This window comes from Nocardia sp. NPDC056064, from assembly GCF_042266925.1.
Taxonomy (GTDB): domain Bacteria; phylum Actinomycetota; class Actinomycetes; order Mycobacteriales; family Mycobacteriaceae; genus Nocardia.
This window is the reverse complement of sequence record NZ_JBHJWO010000001.1, coordinates 3,855,675-3,875,630: the sequence shown is the minus strand read 5'-3', so window position 1 is coordinate 3,875,630 and position 19,956 is coordinate 3,855,675. Positions and strand designations below refer to the sequence as shown.

General features: G+C 68.0%; 19 protein-coding genes. 9 read left to right on the top strand and 10 right to left on the bottom strand.

What is annotated here, in order from left to right:
* Nucleotides 1-56 precede the first annotated feature (56 nt).
* The 5 genes from gyrB to dnaA all read right to left on the bottom strand — a co-directional run bounded on the left by gyrB (nt 57) and on the right by dnaA (nt 8,358).
* A complete protein-coding gene (gene gyrB, locus ACFC06_RS17915) occupies nt 57-2,090 on the bottom strand; it encodes a DNA topoisomerase (ATP-hydrolyzing) subunit B (RefSeq protein WP_375932100.1) in 2,034 nt (677 codons plus the stop codon).
* Nucleotides 2,091-2,328: 238 nt separating this feature from the next.
* Nucleotides 2,329-2,865, bottom strand: a complete 537-nt coding sequence (locus ACFC06_RS17910) for a DUF721 family protein (protein ID WP_375932097.1) — start codon at nt 2,863-2,865, stop codon at nt 2,329-2,331.
* A 139-nt stretch (nt 2,866-3,004) separates the two neighbouring features.
* On the bottom strand, nt 3,005-4,201 hold the full coding sequence (gene recF, locus ACFC06_RS17905; RefSeq protein ID WP_375932094.1) for a DNA replication/repair protein RecF: 1,197 nt from the start codon (nt 4,199-4,201) through the stop codon (nt 3,005-3,007).
* 24 nt (nt 4,202-4,225) lie between these two features.
* The gene (dnaN, locus tag ACFC06_RS17900) at nt 4,226-5,395 is read right to left on the bottom strand and encodes a DNA polymerase III subunit beta (protein WP_375932091.1); all 1,170 of its coding nucleotides are present in this window, start codon (nt 5,393-5,395) and stop codon (nt 4,226-4,228) included.
* Nucleotides 5,396-6,180: 785 nt separating this feature from the next.
* Nucleotides 6,181-8,358, bottom strand: coding sequence for a chromosomal replication initiator protein DnaA (gene dnaA, locus ACFC06_RS17895; protein ID WP_375932088.1), 2,178 nt, complete (start codon nt 8,356-8,358; stop codon nt 6,181-6,183).
* A 499-nt stretch (nt 8,359-8,857) separates the two neighbouring features.
* On the opposite strand from dnaA, the gene rpmH reads away from it, so the two are divergent.
* The 9 genes from rpmH to ACFC06_RS17850 all read left to right on the top strand — a co-directional run bounded on the left by rpmH (nt 8,858) and on the right by ACFC06_RS17850 (nt 15,548).
* Nucleotides 8,858-9,001, top strand: a complete 144-nt coding sequence (gene rpmH, locus ACFC06_RS17890; RefSeq protein WP_005516618.1) for a 50S ribosomal protein L34 — start codon at nt 8,858-8,860, stop codon at nt 8,999-9,001.
* Nucleotides 9,002-9,023: 22 nt separating this feature from the next.
* The gene (rnpA, locus tag ACFC06_RS17885; protein WP_375932085.1) at nt 9,024-9,440 is read left to right on the top strand and encodes a ribonuclease P protein component; all 417 of its coding nucleotides are present in this window, start codon (nt 9,024-9,026) and stop codon (nt 9,438-9,440) included.
* On the top strand, nt 9,440-9,739 hold the full coding sequence (yidD, locus tag ACFC06_RS17880; protein ID WP_375932082.1) for a membrane protein insertion efficiency factor YidD: 300 nt from the start codon (nt 9,440-9,442) through the stop codon (nt 9,737-9,739). The genes rnpA and yidD overlap by 1 nt, the downstream gene beginning before the upstream one ends.
* A gap of 4 nt (nt 9,740-9,743) precedes the next feature.
* Nucleotides 9,744-10,817: a membrane protein insertase YidC gene (yidC, locus tag ACFC06_RS17875; protein WP_375932079.1), complete on the top strand. Its 1,074-nt coding sequence runs from the start codon at nt 9,744-9,746 to the stop codon at nt 10,815-10,817.
* 24 nt (nt 10,818-10,841) lie between these two features.
* Nucleotides 10,842-11,375 (top strand): protein jag, encoded by a 534-nt coding sequence (locus ACFC06_RS17870; RefSeq protein WP_375932076.1) that lies wholly within the window; start codon nt 10,842-10,844, stop codon nt 11,373-11,375.
* 90 nt (nt 11,376-11,465) lie between these two features.
* A complete protein-coding gene (rsmG, locus tag ACFC06_RS17865; RefSeq protein ID WP_375932073.1) occupies nt 11,466-12,221 on the top strand; it encodes a 16S rRNA (guanine(527)-N(7))-methyltransferase RsmG in 756 nt (251 codons plus the stop codon).
* Nucleotides 12,222-12,681: 460 nt separating this feature from the next.
* Entirely contained in the window at nt 12,682-13,677 is a 996-nt protein-coding gene (locus ACFC06_RS17860; RefSeq protein ID WP_375932070.1) for a ParA family protein, read from the top strand.
* A 32-nt stretch (nt 13,678-13,709) separates the two neighbouring features.
* Entirely contained in the window at nt 13,710-14,747 is a 1,038-nt protein-coding gene (locus ACFC06_RS17855) for a ParB/RepB/Spo0J family partition protein (protein ID WP_375932067.1), read from the top strand.
* A 78-nt stretch (nt 14,748-14,825) separates the two neighbouring features.
* The gene (locus ACFC06_RS17850; RefSeq protein ID WP_375932064.1) at nt 14,826-15,548 is read left to right on the top strand and encodes a GNAT family N-acetyltransferase; all 723 of its coding nucleotides are present in this window, start codon (nt 14,826-14,828) and stop codon (nt 15,546-15,548) included.
* Between the two features lie 57 nt (nt 15,549-15,605).
* On the opposite strand, the gene ACFC06_RS17845 is transcribed toward ACFC06_RS17850, so the two are convergent.
* From ACFC06_RS17845 to sigM, 5 genes are all read right to left on the bottom strand, one after another.
* The gene (locus ACFC06_RS17845; RefSeq protein WP_375932061.1) at nt 15,606-16,799 is read right to left on the bottom strand and encodes an N-acetylmuramoyl-L-alanine amidase; all 1,194 of its coding nucleotides are present in this window, start codon (nt 16,797-16,799) and stop codon (nt 15,606-15,608) included.
* 138 nt (nt 16,800-16,937) lie between these two features.
* Nucleotides 16,938-17,270: a thioredoxin gene (gene trxA, locus ACFC06_RS17840; protein WP_071931034.1), complete on the bottom strand. Its 333-nt coding sequence runs from the start codon at nt 17,268-17,270 to the stop codon at nt 16,938-16,940.
* A 27-nt stretch (nt 17,271-17,297) separates the two neighbouring features.
* Complete coding sequence (gene trxB, locus ACFC06_RS17835; RefSeq protein ID WP_375932056.1) at nt 17,298-18,272, bottom strand: thioredoxin-disulfide reductase; 975 nt, start codon at nt 18,270-18,272, stop codon at nt 17,298-17,300.
* Nucleotides 18,273-18,368: 96 nt separating this feature from the next.
* Complete coding sequence (locus ACFC06_RS17830) at nt 18,369-19,202, bottom strand: hypothetical protein (RefSeq protein ID WP_375932053.1); 834 nt, start codon at nt 19,200-19,202, stop codon at nt 18,369-18,371.
* A gap of 84 nt (nt 19,203-19,286) precedes the next feature.
* A complete protein-coding gene (gene sigM / locus ACFC06_RS17825) occupies nt 19,287-19,871 on the bottom strand; it encodes an RNA polymerase sigma factor SigM (protein WP_375935582.1) in 585 nt (194 codons plus the stop codon).
* Nucleotides 19,872-19,956: the final 85 nt, after the last annotated feature.

Below are 19,956 nucleotides of genomic sequence, written 5' to 3'. Positions count from 1 at the left end.
GCGACGGCAGTTGCGAAGTGGGGGTCAGGGGTTCGAGTCCCCTGACCCCCGCCTCACTACACGTCGAGGAAGCGGACGTCCTTGGCATTGCGGGTGATGAAGCTGCGACGCGCCTCCACGTCCTCGCCCATCAGCACGGAGAACAGCTCGTCGGCCGCGGCGGCGTCGTCGAGCGTCACCTGACGAAGCACCCGGACCGAGGGGTCCATGGTGGTCTCCCACAGCTCCTTGGCGTTCATCTCGCCCAGACCCTTGTAGCGCTGGACGCCGTCGTCCTTGTTGATCTTCTTGCCCGCGGCCAGACCGGCCTCGAGCAGGCCGTCGCGCTCGCGGTCGGAGTAGGCGAACTCCGGCTCGCTGCGCTGCCACTTGAGCTTGTACAGCGGCGGCTGGGCCAGGTACACGTGCCCGTGCTCGATGAGCGGGCGCATGAACCGGAACAGCAGCGTGAGCAGCAGCGTGGAGATGTGCTGGCCGTCGACGTCGGCGTCGGCCATCAGCACGATCTTGTGATAGCGCAGCTTGGCGATGTCGAACTCGTCGTGGATGCCGGTGCCGAAGGCGGTGATGATCGACTGGACCTCGTTGTTCTTGAGGACGCGGTCGATGCGGGCCTTCTCGACATTGATGATCTTGCCGCGCAGCGGCAGGATCGCCTGGTACATCGAGTCGCGGCCGGACTTGGCCGAACCACCGGCCGAGTCGCCCTCCACGATGTAGATCTCGGACTTGCTCGGGTCCTTGGAGCGGCAGTCGGCCAGCTTGCCCGGCAGCCCGCCCAGGTCGGTGGCCGACTTGCGGCGCACCAGCTCACGCGCCTTGCGCGCGGCCACGCGGGCCTGCGCCGAGGACACCGCCTTCTGCACGATGGTCTTGGCGTCGGCCGGGTTGGCCTCGAACCAGTGCGTCAGGTGCTCGTTGCAGGCGCGCTGCACGAACGACTTGACCTCGGTGTTGCCCAGCTTGGTCTTGGTCTGGCCCTCGAACTGCGGCTCGCCGACCTTGACGCTCACGATGGCGGCCAGGCCCTCGCGGATGTCGTCACCGGTGAGGTTGCCGTCCTTCTCCTTGAGGAGCTTCTTCTCCTTGGCGTACTTGTTGACCACCGTGGTCAGCGCCGCGCGGAAGCCCTCTTCGTGGGTGCCGCCCTCGTGGGTGTTGATGGTGTTGGCGAAGGTGTGCACCGACTCGGAGTAGCCCGAGTTCCACTGCATCGCGACCTCGAGCTCGTGGCCGGTGCCCTTGCCGGTGAAGCCGACCACCGAGTTGTGGATGGCGGTCTTGGTGCGGTTGATGTGGCGAACGAAGTCGACCAGGCCGCCCGGGTAGTGATAGGTGCGGGTCTTGACCTTGGGCTCGACCGGCGCCTCGACACCCTCCTCGGCGTGTTTGGGCGCCTCGGCGGTCTCGCTCACGACCTCGTCGGTGACGTCGGATTCGCTGACCCGCTCGTCGGTGAGGGTGATGGTCAGGCCCTTGTTGAGGAAGGCCATCTCCTGCAGGCGGCGCGAGACCGTCTCGAAGTTGTAGGTGGTGGTCTCGAAGATCTCCGGGTCGGCCCAGAACCGGATGGTGGTACCGGTGCGCTTGGTCGGCTCGCCCTGGATCAGCTTGCCCGGCTTGGCGTCCTTGTAGGTCTGGGACCAGTGGTAGCCGTCGTTGTCGATCTCGGCTTCCAGCTTGCTCGACAGCGCGTTGACCACCGAGATACCGACACCGTGCAGACCACCGGAGACGGCGTAGGAGTCGGAGTCGAACTTGCCGCCCGCGTGTAGCTGGGTCATGACGACCTCGACGGTCGGGATGCCCTGGGCGTGCATGCCGGTGGGGATACCGCGGCCGTCGTCGACGACCTCCACGCCACCGTCGGCCAGCAGGGTCACATCGACGCGGGTGGCGTAGCCCGCCATCGCCTCGTCGACCGAGTTGTCCACAACCTCCCAGATGAGGTGGTGCAGACCGCGCTCACCGGTGGAACCGATGTACATACCGGGGCGCTTGCGTACCGCCTCGAGACCCTCGAGGACCGTGATGGAGGAGGCACCGTAGCCCTGCTTGTCGCCCGATGCGTTGGAATCGTTGGCAGCCACTTGTCGGTAGCTCTCCTTACTTGCTGATCCCTGGCGCCGGGCAGCACACGAGCGGCTGCACAGCACGCGCCGAGGGTTCGCCGCTGGTTACGTCACCATCCTACTGGTAAGCCCAACTTACAGTGCACCTACGACACCCCTGACGACGCCGTGAATGCAAGAAATCGATCCACGCCGGGATGTTTCCGCCACTTGTGGAATTTTGCCGTTCGTGAGAGCGAATAGGGTCGCGTCCGGACTACCCGTAGGTGTCGCGCGGTCCGCGGCCCTTGATGTGGCGTTCACCTTTGCGCCAGCTCGGCGCCGCCGGGCCGGTGATGCGCAGCTGGGTGACCACGCCCTGACCGACCGCCGCATTGATCTTGGCCAGGATCTGGCCCTGCAGCATGCGCAGTTGGGTGGCCCACGCGGTGGACTCCGCCGCGATCTTGAGGATGCCACCCTCCAGCGTCACCGGTGTGGCGTGCGCGGCGATGTCCTCGCCGACCACACTGGCCCAGCGCCCGAACACCATGCCCTCGGCCACTTTTCCCGACCAGCCACGGCTCTTGGCGATCGAGCCGGCCAGCGAGGACAGCAGCTGGGGATCGCGCGGGTCGGGACCGGCGCCGGACCAGCCGCTGCGCCGCCTGCCCCCGGCCCGCAGCTTGCGCACCGGTGAGGCCCTGCCCTGCCCGACCGACTTGCCGCTGGCTTTGGCCGCGGCCCTGGCCTCCTCGAGCGCCCGGCGTGCCAGATCGATCCCGCGCAGCTCCGGTGCCGGTTCTTCCTGCACAGGTTTTCCGCCTTCCGGGTCGCTGGGGGCTGGGTGTGCACAGAGTCTACGCGCGGGCACCGACAGGTTCCGGGGCGCGCCGAGGCGCTATATGTCCAGGATGTCGCCGGTTTTCCACAGGGTCTGTTGATAACTATCGTTACCTGTGCATATCTTCTGGTTCCGCGACCGGCTCGGTGACGATGCGCGAGACCCGCCGGTCGGCCTCGCCGGTGGTCTGCACTCGCAGCGGCTCGGCCGCCAGCTCCTGTGGCACATCCTCGGCTACCGCGGCCGTGATCAGCACCTGCTCGGCACCCGCGGCCACCTCGGCCAGCGCGGTCCGCCTGCGCCGGTCCAGTTCGGCGAACACGTCGTCGAGCAGCAGCACCGGCTCGGTGCCCGCGCTGCGCAGCAGCTCGAACGAGCCCAGCCGCAGCGCCAGCGCGAACGACCAGGACTCACCGTGGCTGGCGAAGCCCTTGGCGGGGGCGCTGCCCAGCAGAAGCTCCAGGTCGTCGCGGTGCGGGCCGACCAGGCACACCCCGCGATCGAGTTCCCTGCCGCGCGCCGCGGCCAGTTCGTCGAGCACGATCGCGTGCAGCCGGGTCACGTCGTCGTCCTCGGGAACCCGGGCCGGATCGAGCAGCTCCGGCGGCAGATACCCCGAACGGTAAGCGATTGCGGCGGGCCGTGATTCGGGCGCGATCGACCGATACGACTGCGCGAGAAAGGGATACAGGTCGTGTACCAGCCGCAGCCGCTGCGCCAGCAACACCGCGGCGTGCTCGGCCAGATGCCCGTCCCACACGTCCAGGGTGCTCAGATCGGCGCGCGAACGAACCTGGCGCCCAGCGGTTTTCAACAGGGCCGAGCGCTGACGCAGCACCTTGTCGTAGTCGGCGCGCACACCCGCCAGCCTGGGCAGCCGGGCTGTGCACAACTCGTCGAGGAAGCGCCGCCGCTCCCCCGGGTCGCCGCGCACCAGCGCCAGATCCTCCGGCGCGAACAGCACGGTCTGCAGGATGCCGAGGATCTCCCTGGACCGGCGCACCGGCGAGCGGTTGATCTGCGCGCGATTGGCGCTGCCCGCCTTGAGCTCCACGTCGACCCGCAACTCGCGGCCCAGATTCACCACGGTGGCCCCGATCCGGGCCTGGGTGGCGCCCATCCGGATCAGCGGGGCGTCGGCGGAGACCCGATGCGAACCGAGGGTGGCCAGGTAGCCGACCGCCTCGAGCAGATTGGTCTTGCCGTTGCCGTTGGACCCCAGCAGCACCGTGCGCCCTGGGGACAACTCCAGCTCGGCGTGTTCCCACGACCGGAAATCACGCACCGACAGCGCACGGATGAACATGCCGGGTTACGCGGGCGGGCCGGCTCAGCCGGGCAGCCGGACCGGCATCAACAGGTAGATGTACTGGCTCTCCAGCGCCGCGAACGCCCCGGACTCGAGCACCTTGGGCTCCTCGTCGGAGGCGGGCAGCAGCACCGCGGGACGGCTGGGGGTGGTGAACCCGAAGGTGACCCGCTCCGCGTGCAGCGCCGACAGGCCCTCGGTGAGGTAGCCGGGGTTGAACGCGATGGTCAGCGGCTCGCCGCGGAAATCGGCTTCCAGCCATTCCTCGGCGCGGCCCGCGTCGTCCCCACCCGCCGACAGCAGCACGCCGTCTGTGGAGAACTCCAGGCGCACCTGGGCACCGCGCTCGGCCACCAGGGCCACACGCTTGATGGCCTCCGACAGCGCCGCCACGGGCAGCGTGGCGATGGAGGTGTGCTCCTTGGGGAGCAATTGGCGGAACTTGGGGAATTCGGCGTCCAGCAGGCGCGTGGTGGTGCGCCTGCCCGCGTTGACGATGCCGAGCAGGCCGTCGCCCCCGCTGCCCAGCGACAGCTGCACGGGCGCCTCGGCGGCACCGAGAGTCTTGGCGGCCTCCGACAGCGTGCGCGCGGGGATGAGCACCGCGGTCTCGATGTCGGGGCGGGTGGGCTGCCACTGCAGATGACGCACGGCCAGCCGGAAGCGGTCGGTGGCGGCGAGCACCACGTCGTTGCCCTCGATCTCCACCCGGATACCGGTGAGCATGGGCAGGGTGTCGTCGCGACCAGCGGCGACGGCGACCTGGCCGACCGCGGCGGCGAAGACATCCACACCCAGTTCACCGGTCTGTGAGGGAACCTCGGGCAGCTGGGGATAATCCTCGACCGGCATGGTCGGCAGGGAGAACTTGGCGCTGCCACAGGCGATGAGCACCCGGGTGCCGTCGACGGAGACGTCCACCGGCTTGTTCGACAGCGCCTTGGTGATGTCGGCCAGCAGGCGGCCCGAGACCAGCACCTGGCCGGGACCGGCGACCTCGGCCGCGACACGCATCTGCGCGGAGACCTCGTAGTCGAATCCGGAGACCGTCAGGCCGTTCTCGTCGGCCACCAGCAGGACACCGCCCAGGACCGGCACGGGAGGCCGGGACGGGAGGCTACGGGCCACCCAGGCCACCGACTCGGCGAAATCCTCCCGGGCGACCCGAAACTTCATGCTCGCAAGCTCCATCGCCCGATGTGTCCTCTCCGAGTGTCGAATCCGTGGTGCGGGTGTGTTCAGCGGAGTTGAGGTGCTGCGTCGACCGCGCACTGAGTCTCGCACAACCAGCCGACAACCAAACGGTACCCGGGCAACGCGTGAAGTCCGCACCGACCCTCCCGGTGGATACCGGCCTGTCCGGCCACCCCCTCTCCTCCTTGCCGCCTGTGAGTGGAGCACCGCCCGAGCCGAGCCTCCCGATCCGAGTTTCCACACACCCTGTTTTCAAGAGATCTTCCTAAGAATGAGAACTGAAGTAGTAATAGGCACTGTGGAATCTGTGGATTTCGCCCGTTTCCGCAGGTCAGGGGGCACGTCGGCATGGGGATGAGCGTGGAGTGACTCGAGGATGAATCGGAGCCGTCTGTGGACGGCCGAAGTTGTCCCACATCCATCCTCGAGTTGTCCTCGAGTTGTTCCACCGGATTCACCCTGTTGTTCACACCCTGGGGCACCCTGGGGGCAACCCCGTGGATTCCTCGAGGACTCCACACGGATTCCTCGAGGAATCCACAGGGCGGTTTCGGCAGCGCCGCAGGTCAGCGTGGTCATCGGCCTGTGAGTGCGGCGACCTGTGGAAGATGTGGACAACTCCCTGTGAGTAGATTCTCCCCACCCGATCCCCAGCCCCTGTGGGTGAACCGGTGCACAACCGGTGGATTCCTCGAGGATTCCACAGGGATTCCTCGAGGAATCCACAGGGCGAAAAAGAACACCGCCCCAGGTCAGGGCGGTGTTCGGGGTTGGGGATGAAATCAGCGCGAACGCTGCTTGATCCGGGCTGTGAGTTCTTGGACCTGGTCGTAGACCCGGCGCCGCTCGGTCATCTCCTTGCGCACCTTCTTCTCCGCGTACATCACCGTGGTGTGGTCGCGCCCGAAGGCCTGGCCGATCTTGGGCAGCGACAGATCGGTGAGCTCGCGGCACAGGTACATCGCGATCTGGCGGGCCTGTGCCAGCGGACGCGCCTTGCCGGGCCCGGTGAGCTCTTCCAGGGTGGTGTTGAAGTACTCGGCGGTCACGGCCATGATCGTGGCCGCGTTGATCTCGAGCGCGGCCGTATCGGGCATCAGGTCGCGCAGCACCACCTCGGCCAGCGACAGGTCCAGCGGCTGACCGTTGAGCGAGGCGAAGGCCGTCACCCGGATGAGCGCGCCCTCGAGCTCGCGGATATTGCGCTCGACCCGGCTGGCGATGAGCTCGAGCACGTCGTGCGGCACGTCGAGCCGGTCCATCCGCGCCTTCTTGCGAAGGATCGCGATGCGGGTCTCCAGCTCGGGCGGCTGCACATCGGTGATCAGGCCCCACTCGAAGCGGGTGCGCAGCCGCTCCTCCAGCGTGGCCAGCTGCTTGGGCGGGCGGTCCGAGGAGACGACGATCTGCTTGTTCGCGTTGTGCAGGGTGTTGAAGGTGTGGAAGAACTCCTCCTGGATGCCTTCCTTGCCCTCGATGAACTGGATGTCGTCGACCAGCAGGATGTCGGTCTCGCGGTAGCGGCGCTTGAACGCGACCTTGCGGTCGTCGCGCAGGCTGTTGATGAAGTCGTTGGTGAACTCCTCGGTGGAGACGTACTTCACCCGCATCCCGGGGAACAGCCGCTGGGCATAGTGCCCGGCCGCGTGCAGCAGGTGCGTCTTGCCCAAACCCGAAGCGCCCCAGACGAACAGCGGGTTGTAGGCGCGCGCGGGTGCCTCGGCGATGGCGACCGCGGCGGCGTGCGCGAAGCGGTTGGAGGCGCCGATGACGAAGGTCTCGAAGGTGTACTTGGCGTTCAGGCTGGCCGAGGACGAGGGCTGCGGCGGCGCCTCGGGCGACTTGCTGAAGTAGGTCGGCCAGTTGTCGCGGGCGTCGACCACCGGCTCGTCGTCGGCGGGTTCGGCGCCGGGCTGGCCCGGGAACGGGGTGTCGGGCACGGCGTCGACCGGGGCGTCCTCGACCCGTGCGGAGGCGGGCTCCTCGGACTGCGGGCGGCCGCGGCCCGGCGCGCGCTGCGCCGGATCGGGGGTGAACAGCGACTCCTGGCCGGGCGGGATGTGCTCGCGGCGCGGCGAGCCACCCTGCTCGCGGCGCGGCGCGGCGGCCGGCTCGGGTGCGCGCTGCTCGGGGCGCCCGCCACGGAACTCCGCGCGGCCGCCGAACTCGCCACCGGCGTAGTCGGAGACGGGATAGGGCGTGGTCGGCTCGTAGTCGGTGCCGGGGAATTCGGTGCGCTCGGCCGGGTACTCGGCGCCCTTGTATTCCGGTGCCTGCTGGTACTCGGACTGCGGCTGGTAGTCCTGCTGTGGCTGGTACTCGGCTTGCGGCTGGTACTCGGACTGCTGGTACTCCGGTTCGGCCGGGTACTCGCGATGGCCCTGGTAGTCCTGGCGCTCGCCGTACTCGGCGGGCTGGCCGGGATACTCGCCGCGGCCGCCGTAGCCGTTGGCGTAGTCGCCACCCTGGGGATACTCGGGCGCGGACTGGTACTCGAACTCGCCCGTGCCGTAGCGCGGCCTGCCGTACTCACCGCGCGCGGCGTAATCGGGAACGCTGAAATCCGGGCCGGGGTAGCCCGCGGGCGGACGGGTCTGTTCGCGGGGGCGCTCGGGCCTGCTGGTCATCCTCGCGTGCCGGGGCGCGCTGCCGCTGCGCTCCCCCGCGGCCGGGATCGGCGCGGCGATGCGCACGCCGAGTCCTTCGACCTGCGGGCCGAGCCTGCGGCCCAGCGAACGCAGGATCGGTTCGCGCAGATCGCGCTCGATCGCTTCCTGGGCCAGGGACGAGGGAACGGACAGCAACGCGAAGCCCTGCGCGACGGTCAGCGGCTTGACCAGTTTCAGCCACGCCTGCTGGGCGCGGCTGACCGCGGGAATGGCGCCGTCGGCCGAACCGGTGGTGAGCTCGGCAACAACCTCCGGCCATACCGTGGCCAGCACGTTCTGCTCGTCATCCATGCGGAGTCCTCCCCGGACCGGTTCGTTGGAGCACCGAATATGCCACTCCGGCCGTTTATCCACACAATTATCCACAGATGTGGACAAACCTGGGGATAGGAGAATTCTGCCAGCGTGTGGCAGTGAATGGGGCTGGACCTGCGGTTCTGCAGCAATCGCCCGGCTACAGAGGCTAGCTGGCCGAGCCGCCGAAGGCCAGAGGTGTGGAAGAACTCACGAAAAGTGTCGTGGATACGCGGGTGGTCCCGGGCGTGTCGGGCGACGCAGGCGCGGCCGGCCCGCGGGTCACGGTGGGCGCGGGGCGCTGGGGGCCGAGTTTGACCCGGTGTAGCGGTATCAGTACCCTCAGACAGTCACCCCTTGGCGCGGTGGCGGCTCTGTGCTGCACGTCGATCGCCAAGGCAATCTGCGCGTAGACCGCGGTCCGCTGCGCAGAGATCCGAATCACCGAAAACTTCGGGTACCTGACCGGTGCCCACCAACTCGAGGAGTGTTGACCGTGGCCAAGGGCAAGCGGACGTTCCAGCCGAACAACCGTCGTCGGGCGCGCGTGCACGGCTTCCGCCTCCGGATGCGCACCCGTGCGGGTCGCGCCATCGTTTCGGCGCGCCGCCGTAAGGGCCGTGCCGAACTGACTGCCTGATCGCGCGTAGTCGGACGCTCGGGTGTTGCCTGAGCCGTATCGGTTGCACCACCGTGCCGAATTCTCCCGCACGGTGCGCCGCGGTCAGCGAATCGGGAGGCGAGATCTCGTCGTACATGCGTTCACGCACACGTACGACGATGTCGCCGACGGCGATTCGCTGGTCCGCGTAGGCGGTCCGCGGTTCGGGCTGATTGTCAGCAAGGCGGTGGGTAACGCGGTGGTTCGCCACCGGGTCGCCCGCCGCCTGCGTCATATGTGCGGCCAGGTGGTCGACGAACTCCCGGTCGGCACCGACGTCGTGATCCGGGCCCTGCCCGGTGCGGCGACCGCCGACTCCGCCGAGCTGCTGCGCCAGCTGCGCACCGGTCTGCGCAAGCTGGGCTTGCGGCAGGCGCCGGAGCCCGCGCTCGGTCGCACCTCGGCCGGTGACCGGTGATGCGCAGGCTCACCCGGCTACCCGCCGACGCGCTGATCTTCCTGATCGAGCTGTACCGGAACTATGTCTCCCCCACCCGGATGCCGATCTGCCGGTTCACCCCCACCTGCAGTGAGTACGCGGTGACCGCCCTGCGGACGCGCGGCCTGCTCGTCGGCTCGGTGCTGACGGTCGTGCGCCTGGCCAAATGCGCACCCTGGCACCCTGGAGGGTGGGATCCCGTGCCGGAGCGCGGGTCGAATGCCTTCACAAAGTCATCGCCCGTGCTGATCGGCGATACGAACGACGGGAGTACCTAGAGCCGTGCTCGACATCATCTATTGGCCGGTATCCGCGATTCTGTGGTTCTGGCACAAAGCCTTCGGCTTTGTCTTCGGAGCCGACAGTGGCCTGGCCTGGAGCCTGGCCATCGTCTTCCTGGTCTTCACGCTGCGGCTCGTGCTGTACAAGCCGTTCGTCAAGCAGGTGCGTACCACCAAGCAGATGCAGGAGCTGCAGCCCCAGATCAAGGAGCTGCAGAAGAAGTACAAGAACGACCGCGAGACCATGGCGCGGGAGATGCAGAAACTGCAGAAGGACCACGGCTTCAACCCGCTCATGGGCTGTCTGCCGGTGCTGGTGCAGGTGCCGGTCTTCCTCGGTCTGTTCCATGTGCTGCGCTCGTTCAACCGCACCGGTCACGGCTTCGGCCAGCTCGGCTTGACCCCGGAAGAGAACGCCAATCTCGGCAACTACATCTTCTCGGCGCACGATGTCCAGTCGTTCCTGAGCGCGCGCATCTTCGGCGCGCCGATCGCCGCCTTCATCACCGCGCCGACCAACGAGCTCGAAGGTTTCGCCGACTGGGGTGGCACCCCGACCCGGCTGAGCATCGCGCTCGTCGCGGTTCCGCTGATGGTGATCGCCGGTCTGGCGACCCACTTCAACGCCCGCGCCTCGGTGCAGCGGCAGACGCCCGAGGCCGCCGCCAACCCGCAGGCCGCGATCATGAACAAGCTGTCGCTGTGGGTCTTCCCGCTCGGCGTCATGGTCGGTGGCCCCTTCCTGATGATCGGCATCCTGATCTACTGGGTGGCCAACAACATCTGGACCTACGGTCAGCAGCACCTGGTGTTCGGCCGGATGGAGAAGGAAGAAGAAGAGAAGAAGGCCAAGAAGCTGGAGCTGCGCGCGCAGAACGCGCCGAAGCCCGGCGCCAAGCCGGTCGACGTCCGCAAGAAACAGGACGCCCCGGCCGCCGACGACTCCTCGGCGAACGGCACCGCCGCCACGAACGGCACCCCCAAGCAGTCGGCCAAGCAGGGCGGCCAGCGCAGGCCCGGCGGGCAGAAGCGGCCGGGCAACCGCGGCCGCGCGAACCAGAAGCGTAAGCGCTGAGTGGCGACCAGATAGAGGAATCCAATGACTGTTGAGACCGAGACCGACGGAGGGGACGCCACTGTGGCGACGACTGTTGACGTCGTGAACGACGCCGAAGAAGCGTTGATCGAAGAGGGCGAGATCGCGGGCGACTACCTCGAGCAGCTGCTGGACGTGCTCGACTTCGACGGCGATATCGACCTCGATGTCGAGGGCGACCGCGCCATCGTGAGCATCGACGGCGGTCGCGATCTGACCAAGCTCGTCGGCCGCAACGGCGAGGTGCTCGACGCGCTGCAGGAGCTGACCCGCCTCGCGGTACAGCAGGCGACCGGCGTGCGCAGCCGCCTGATGCTCGATGTGGCCGGCTGGCGCGCGCAGCGTCGCGCCGATCTGAGCGAGCTCGGTGTGGCGGCGGCCAAGCGGGTGCTGGAGTCGGGCAAGCCCGAGGCGCTCTCGGCCATGACCCCCTTCGAGCGCAAGATCGTGCACGACGCCGTCGCCGATATCGAGGGCGTCGCCAGCGAGAGCGAAGGTGTGGAGCCGAATCGTCACGTGGTGGTCGTGCCCGAGTAGGCTGATTTCGCCGCGACCACGATTGCTGTGGATAGGGCCTCCGGTCACGGACCGGGGGCCTTATTCATGCCCGATGCTCCACTCGGAAGGATGTTTCACGTGGAACGAGAACTGGGTGCGCTGTCCGCCGATTCGGAACCGCCCGCCGCTGCCGCTCGGGTCTTCGGCGACCGCCTGGACCTCGCGCGCCGCTACTACGCGGCGCTGGCCACCGCCGGGGTGGAGCGCGGGCTGATCGGTCCCCGGGAGGTGCCCCGGCTCTGGGAGCGTCACATTCTCAATTGCGCCGTCGTCGGTGAGCTGATCGAGGAGGGCGCGTCGGTGGTCGATATCGGCAGCGGCGCGGGACTGCCCGGCATCCCCCTCGCCATCGCCCGGCCGGATCTGCGCATCACGCTGGTCGAGCCGCTGCTGCGGCGAACCGTGTTCCTCAGTGAGTTCATCGAGGAGGCCGGTCTGGAGGTACGGGTGGTCCGCGGGCGTGCCGAGCAGTCCGGCGTGATCAAGGAAGCGGGTGGCGCGGATGTCGTCACCTCGCGGGCCGTGGCCCCGCTCGCCAAGCTCGCGCACTGGTCGCTCCCCCTGCTGCGCGACCACGGACGGATGCTCGCCCTCAAGGGAACCAGTGCCGCCGAGGAACTCGAGCGCGACGGCGCCGAGTTGATTCGCGACGGCGCGACCGATCTGCGGGTGGTCGGGTGCGGCGCGGGCATCGTCGAAATCCCGACCCTGGTGATCAGCGCGGAACTGCTCCCCCGTGCCGAACGTCCGACGCGTCGCGCGGGACGCAAAGCGGTCGGGGTGGAGAAGAAGGCGCGGAAGCGCCGGGAGCCGGGCACCGACTGAATTTCTTCCGCGCGACCCGATCAATGGGTTTCGTAACGTGACAAAATCGCCCGAGGGTAGTTGCCTAGGCGGCTGCAGCGCGAAATTCGGTTGCTGCGACGAGGAGTCGCAACGGGTGGGTGAGAGCGGCGCTGCGTGAACGGATTCCGTGTGCCGGGGGTCTCGTGTTTCACGTGGAACGCGGGTCCGTTCGGTCGACTCATCCACCCCTCGCTCCCCCGACGTTTCCCGTGAAACAACGGTCCGGGAAGCGGAATTCGACACATCTGGGCGTGTCCTTCTCGCCGTGCCGCGATTCAGCTTTCCTAACTGTCATCCTGCTGGCAAGCTGTTCACAGTCGGGCGTGCGCGTCTGTGCCACGGTGATGTGGACGACGCCACGCCGAACGTATATGCGATGACACGGCGCCGACGCTCGGTCGGGTACGTGATCTGAAGTATCTCGGGTTAGGAGCTGTCTATGTCGAGCGGTCCGGCGAATGTTTCACGGGAAACAGCGTCGCGGGTCCCGGGGATGCTGGATTCCAGCAGCTTCGACGCGGAGACGTTCGGGAACACTCCTTTCGGGCACATCTCCCCGGCCGAGACCCCGATCGCGGCGGAAGCGCAACGCGCCAGCCAGATTCTGCATCCAGGAAAGGTCACTGTGCCGAAACCCCGCGAGCAACGGATCATCACCATCGCCAACCAGAAGGGCGGCGTCGGTAAGACGACGACCACCGTCAACCTCGCTGCCGCGCTAGCGCATCAGGGGATGACGGTCCTCGTGGTCGATCTCGATCCGCAGGGCAACGCGAGTACGGCGCTCGGCGTCGCGCACCACTCCGGGGTGCCGTCCAGCTACGAGCTGCTGATCGGTGAGGTGGCGGTAAAGGACGCGATCCAGCAGAGCCCGCACAGCGAGCGACTGCTGTGTGTGCCCGCCACCATCGACCTCGCCGGCGCGGAGATCGAGCTGGTGTCGATGGTCGCGCGCGAAGGCCGCCTGAAGACGGCGATCCACGAAGCGGCCATCGCGGGCTACGACATCGACTACGTCCTGATCGACTGCCCGCCCTCGCTCGGCCTGCTCACCGTCAACGCGCTCGTGGCGGCCAAGGAGGTGCTGATTCCGATCCAGTGCGAGTACTACGCGCTGGAGGGTGTCGGCCAGTTGATCCGCAATATCGGGCTGGTGCAGTCGCATCTGAACCCCGAACTCCACGTGTCGACCGTGCTGCTGACCATGTACGACGGCCGCACCAAGCTGGCCGACCAGGTCGCCGAAGAGGTGCGCAACCACTTCGGGGACGTGGTGCTGAAGTCGATGATCCCGCGCAGTGTGAAGGTTTCGGAGGCGCCGGGCTACGGGATGACCGTGCTCGATTACGATCCGGGTTCTCGCGGCGCCATGAGCTACATGGACGCGGGCCGCGAATTGGCGGCCCGTGCTCAGCTCGCGCAAGACGCGTCGTAGTTGTGTTGGAACGAGGAAGGGATCGGTAGCCGATGAGTCAGGCGAAAAAGGGCGGTCTCGGTCGCGGTTTGGCCGCACTGATCCCGACGGGTCCGGCCTCGACGCCGGGGCTCAGCAGTGCCGCGGCGAGCGTGATCGGGATCAACCCGATCGGCCCGCAGCCGGCCGAGTCGTTCCTGCGTCGCGTTCCGGATGCCGAACCGGAGCCCGCCGTGGAGCCCGAGGCCGAACTGGTCTCCCCCGGCGACGCGGTCTACCGCGAGATCCCGGCCGACCAGATCGAGCCGAACCCGAAGCAGCCGCGCTCGGTCTTCGAGGAAGAGGCGCTCGCCGAGCTGGTGCACTCGATCCGCGAGTTCGGGCTGATGCAGCCGATCGTGGTGCGGCGCGTCGAACCGGGTGTCGACAAGTTCCAGTTGGTCATGGGCGAGCGCCGCTGGCGCGCCTGCCAGGAAGCCGGACTGGAGACCATTCCGGCGATCATCCGCGATACCGCCGACGGCTCGATGCTGCGCGACGCACTGCTGGAGAACATCCACCGCGTGCAGCTGAACCCGCTCGAAGAGGCGGCCGCCTATCAGCAGCTGCTCGACGAATTCGATGTCACGCATGAGGAACTGGCTTCGCGAATCGGCCGGTCCCGACCCGTCGTGACGAATATGATTCGACTGCTGAAGCTGCCGATTCCGGTGCAGCGTCGGGTGGCGGCCGGAGTTCTCTCGGCCGGCCATGCCAGGGCGCTGCTCGGTCTGGATGCCGGAGCCGACGCACAGGAAGTGTTGGCGGCGCGGATCGTCGCCGAGGGACTCTCGGTGCGAGCCACCGAAGAAGCGGTGACGCTCGCCAACCGCAACCCCTCGGACGTCGCTCCCCCGGCGCCGAAGCGCAAGCCGATTCACATGCCGGGTCTGCAGGAAGTGGCCGAGCGGCTGTCGGGTTCTTACGACACTCGTGTCACGGTCAGCCTCGGTAAGCGTAAGGGCAAGATCGTAGTCGAGTTCGGCTCCGTCGAAGATCTCGAGCGCATTGTGGCGCTGATGGAGCAAGCAGGCCCTGAAACGTCACTGTGACGAGAGAGACGGCATTACTGTGGATAGTGATGTGGCGTGAGCGTGGACGAATCGGATAGCTGGAGGCTGAGCAAAGCAGTGTCGACCAGCGTCACGACATTGACTCTCGACGGGCTCGATCGGCTCCCGGCGCATACCCGGCGGTGTGTGTTCTGGGAGCTCGATCCGGCGGTCGCGGCCGACTCGCACGCTTTCAGTGATCCGGTGTTCGAAAAAGAAGCCTGGCTGTCGACCGTGATGCTCGAATGGGGCTCGTGCGGTCAGGTGGCGCAGGTCGACAACAATATCGCCGGCTGCGCGCTGTACTCGCCCCCGAGTGCGGTGCCGCGGTCGTCGCTGTTCCCCACCTCCCCCGTGAGCCCGGACGCGGTCCTGCTGACCACGCTGCAGGCCGAATTCCCCTACGACGAGGCCGATGTAGCCCACCGCCTCGTCCAGGCCGTGGTGGCCGATCTGGTGCGTCGTGGCGTGCGCGCGCTGGAGGCCTTCGGCATTCGCAACGGTCCGCCGGCCAGCTCACTGGCCGACCGTGGGCTCGGCTCGTCGATGCGGCTGATGGAGCGGATCGCGGCTCCGCTGCGCGATCCGGCCGCCGCCACCCAGTGCACTCCCGAAACCTGCATGATCGACGCCGACTTCCTCACCGATGTCGGTTTCGAAGTGGTGGCACCGCATCACCGGTTCCCCCGGCTGCGGTTGGAGCTCGACTCCGATCACGGCTGGAAGGAAGACGTCGAGCACGCCCTGGACCAACTGCTCGCCCAAGCGCAGCTGCGGCTGGTGACCAGCGGCCAGTCCTAGAGCGGAACGAGAACGGCCCCCGCGGAATCTCGCGGGGGCCGTTCTGGTGTTCGGGGGTCAGACGCGCGGGGCGGGGACGTTGCCCGACTCCGCGGCGGCCAGTTCCTCGGCCAGCAGTTCGGCGAAGGTGTAGGTGCCGGTGGGCTGGTCGTCCTGGCCGAGCAGGTAGAGCCGCTTGACCGAGATGAGGATGGCTTCGGCGATCACGTCGCGCATGCGCGGGTTGGCCAGCACCGAGGCGTCGTACTCGTTGGTGAGGTAGCCCAGGTCGACCTGGACCGTCGGCATCTTGGTGAGCCGCAGCAGATCCCAGGTGCGCTGGTGGGTCCGGCAGTCCTGCACCGAGGTGCGGGCGACGACCTCGCGCTGGATGAAACCGGCCAGCACCTGCCCGATCATCGACACCGAGCCGTGCGAGTTGCCGAAGTAGAAACCGGCCACGCCCTTGGCGGACGGGTTGTCGCTGGTGGCGCAGCGCAGCGAGATCATCAGATCGGCGTCGAAGGCGTTGGAGGTCTCCGCGCGTTCGGCGTCGGTAGGGTTGGCGCCCCACGGCCGCGACAGGAAGGTCTCCATGCCGGTGGCGGCCATCCGGCCCTCCAGCCGGGAGGCCAGGTCCCAGAGGATCTCCGACTCGTAGACGTCACCGAACTCGGTGGGCACCGCGAAACCCTTGTCGGCACCGCCGAATCCGGGATCGATCACGATCCGCTTGCCGGTGAGCTGCGGGCCCGCCCGGTGCACCACCTCTTCCTCGGCGATGCGGTGCGGGTTGCCGCCGGTGACGCGCGCGCCAAGCAGATCCAGCGAGCGCAGGGTGTCCGGGCCGCAGATGCCGTCGGCGGACAGCCCGATCTCGCGCTGGAACGCGCTGAGCCCGTCGTGGGTGTGCGGGCCGAAATAGCCGTCCACCCGGTACACGTAGAAGCCCAGGTCCTGCAGCTTGCGCTGCAGGGTCGCCACATCGTCGCCGTAGAGCGGCGCGGACAGCTGGTAGATCAGCGTGCGAGCACCCAGGCGGTAGGAAGCTTCCTTCAGCGCGCGATAGGTGGCCGGACCGACCACACCGTCGACGAGCAGGCCGCGTTGCTGCTGGAACGCGCGCACCGACGAATCGAGCGGGCGGTCGAACACCGCGTCGGTGTCCTTCCAGGAGTCACCGTGCGGCGAATGCAGGAAACCGAGGCTGGCGAGGGTGCTCCGAACCTCTGCTACGGCTGGTCCTGAATCGCCGTGACGAAGTCGGTGCATGCGTGAGAGCCCTTTCCTTCGGCCGGAGCGTCGCCTCGATTGTCTCAGACCCGGGGCCTATTACGGGAATCCCCGGGTCCAGGCATCCTACGGCGCGTCGGCCGGTAGGAGGTGCTTTTGTCAGATGCCGTCAGGCGCTCAGATGAGGCCGTCGAGCTCGCGCAGCAGCGCCGCCTTGCCCTTGGCACCGACGATCTGCTTCACCGGCTTGCCGCCCTGGAACAGGATCATGGTCGGCAGCGACAGGATCTGGTAGTCACGCGCCGTGCCGGGGTTGGCCTCGGTGTCGAGCTTGGCGATCGTCAGCTTGTCGGCGTGGCTGCCCGCGATCTCCTCCAGCACGGGGGCGACCATCTTGCACGGTCCGCACCAGTCGGCCCAGAAGTCGACCAGGACCGGCTTCTCGCTGAGCAGTACGTCGTCGGCGAAGGACTGGTCGGTCACGGTGATGGTGTTGGCGCTGTCGGCCATGGGGGTGTCTCCTTGCTGCGGGTGGAACTAGTTGGCGGAGCCGTCGGCGTTGGCGAGGGTGTTGGCGGTGATGTCACCCTGCTCGGCCAGCCAGCGCTCGGCGTCGATCGCGGCGCGGCAGCCGGTGCCCGCGGCGGTGATCGCCTGCCGGTAGGTGTGGTCGACCAGGTCGCCCGCGGCGAACACGCCCGCGATGTCGGTGGCGGTACCCGGATCACGCACCTGCACATAGCCTTCCGCGTCGAGCGCGACCTGGCCCTTGACCAGTTCGCTGCGCGGGTCGTGGCCGATGGCGACGAACAGGCCGGTCGCGGCGAGCTCGGACTCCTCGCCGGTGCGGGTGTCGCGCAGGGTCAGGCTGCTGACGCTGTTCTCGCCGTTGACCTTCACGACCTCGGCGTTGAGCACGAACTCGATCTTGTCGTTGGTCTTGGCCCGCTCGAGCATGATCCGCGAGGCGCGGAACTCCTCGCGGCGGTGCACCACGGTGACGCTGGAGGCGAACTTGGTGAGGAAGATGGCCTCTTCCATGGCGGAGTCGCCGCCGCCGACCACCACGATGTCCTGGCCCTTGAAGAAGAAACCGTCGCAGGTGGCGCAGGCGCTCACGCCGCGGCCGAGCAGATCCTGCTCGCCGGGGACGTTCAGATAGCGTGCGGCCGAACCCATCGCGAGGATCACCGCGTAGGCCTCGAAGGTCTCCTCGCCCACGGTGACCTTCTTGATCGGGCCGGACAGGTCGATCGCGTCGACGTCCTCGGTGCGCAGGTCGGCGCCGAAACGCTTGGCCTGCTCGCGCATCTGCTCCATCAGGTCGGGGCCCATGATGCCCTCGCGGAAGCCGGGGAAGTTCTCCACCTCGGTGGTGGTCATCAGGGCGCCACCGAACTGGGTGCCCTCGAACACCAGCGGCGCCAGTTCGGCGCGAGCGGCGTAGACGGCGGCCGTGTAGCCGGCGGGGCCCGATCCGACGATGATCAGGTCGCGAACTGGCGTGCTCATGGGGGCCTTCCGAAAGACGAGCTGGGGACGTGTCGGTCAACAACAGCCTAAACGGTGTTGTTCCCGGCGCGACGGGGCTCCCGCGACGTGGGCGGATCAGCCGATGTCGCGCACGGCGAGCTGCTCCGGCGCGCCGGTGCCGCAGCCGGGCCCCACGACCAGCGCGGTAATGGTCGGCGCGGCCGGACCCTGCACCAGCACCAGGACCGCCTCGCCGCCGCGGAAGGTGATGCTCGACGCACCGAGCACCCCGCGATCGATGCCGTTGGCCTGCACGCAGCGGGTGAGCGCCGTCTCGTCGGACAGCGGGCCGCGCACATCCCGTTTGCCGAGTGCGCTGAGCGCCGCGGCGGTGGTGAGTTCGTCACCGGACGGGTCGGGGGCCGGGGCGGCGGTGGGGGTGCCGTCGGTGGTGTCCAGGGTGCTGAACACCACGCCCGCACCGCCCACCGCGACCACCGCGACGGCGGCCGCGGCCAGCAGACCCATCCGGCGCCGGGAGCGGGATCGGTAGGCGTCCAGCGAGATCGGCGCCTCCACCGGCGTCGGGCTCCGCGGCGCGGTGCCGAGTCGCTCGGTGGGACCGTCGTCGAGGGCGGTGGAGAGTCGCTCGGTGGGGCCGTCGTCGAGTTCGGCGGCCGGTGCGGTGGTGAGCCGTTCGGTGGGCCCCTCCCCCGCGTCGAGTTCGGCGACGAAGCGGAACATGCGGTCGGCCACGTCGTCGGGCATGCGGTGCACGACCCTGTCGTCGGAGCCCAGGGCGCGTAGCCGCGCGTTGACGTCGTCGAGTTGGTTCAGGTAGCGCAGCGCGTCGGGGTCGGCGCTGACCTGGGGCCACAGTTGCTCGCTGAGTTCGGGCGCGAGATTGTCGGCATGCAGATCGGCCAGCAGTTCCGACGGGAACGGCGGCTGCGGCACGGATCGGGCCACCCTCGCACCTCCCCTGTTCTGTCGATATCGGATCGCAGGATTTACATCGCTGACTTGTTCGTCACTGTTAATGACGCATCTCGACTAGATCCGGTTCCCTGGATCCCGGAAAAATTCCAAACGTTCTTGCAAACGTACGCGCGCTCGGGAGCAACGGCTCTTGATCGTGCCCTCCGCCACGCCGAGCGCGGCGGCGGTCTCGGCCACACTGCGGCCTTCCATCTCGGTCATCACCAGGGCCAGGCGCTGGTCTTCCGGCAGCGTGAACAGCGCCTCGGCGACCACGGTGGACAGCTCGTACTCGGCGAACTCGTCGCGCGGCTCGACGGCCTCGGGCATGGTGTCGGGAGTGATGGAGAACGCGCGACGGGTCTTGTTGCGCCGGATCCGGTCCAGGCAGGCGTTGACCACGATGGCGTGCAGCCAGCTGCGCACCTCGGCCTCGGCGCGGAACGAGCTCGCGGTGCGATGGGCCGAGAGCAGGGCGTCCTGGAGCGAGTCGGCGGCGTCCTCGCGGCTGTAGGAGGTGCGCAGCGCGGTCTGCCACAGATGGTCCTTGTGCCTGCGCAGCAGCTCGGCGAAGGCGTGCGGCGGCTCGCCGCGCACATGGGCGGCCAGCAGCTGCTTGTCACTGCTGTTCTCGAGGAACGAGCGATCTGCGGGCGCGATCGACCGCGTGCTCCCCCCGCGGACTTGCTCGTTGACTTCCGGCGACAACACCTGACCCCTTGGACAGCGCTCATTACGGCGACTT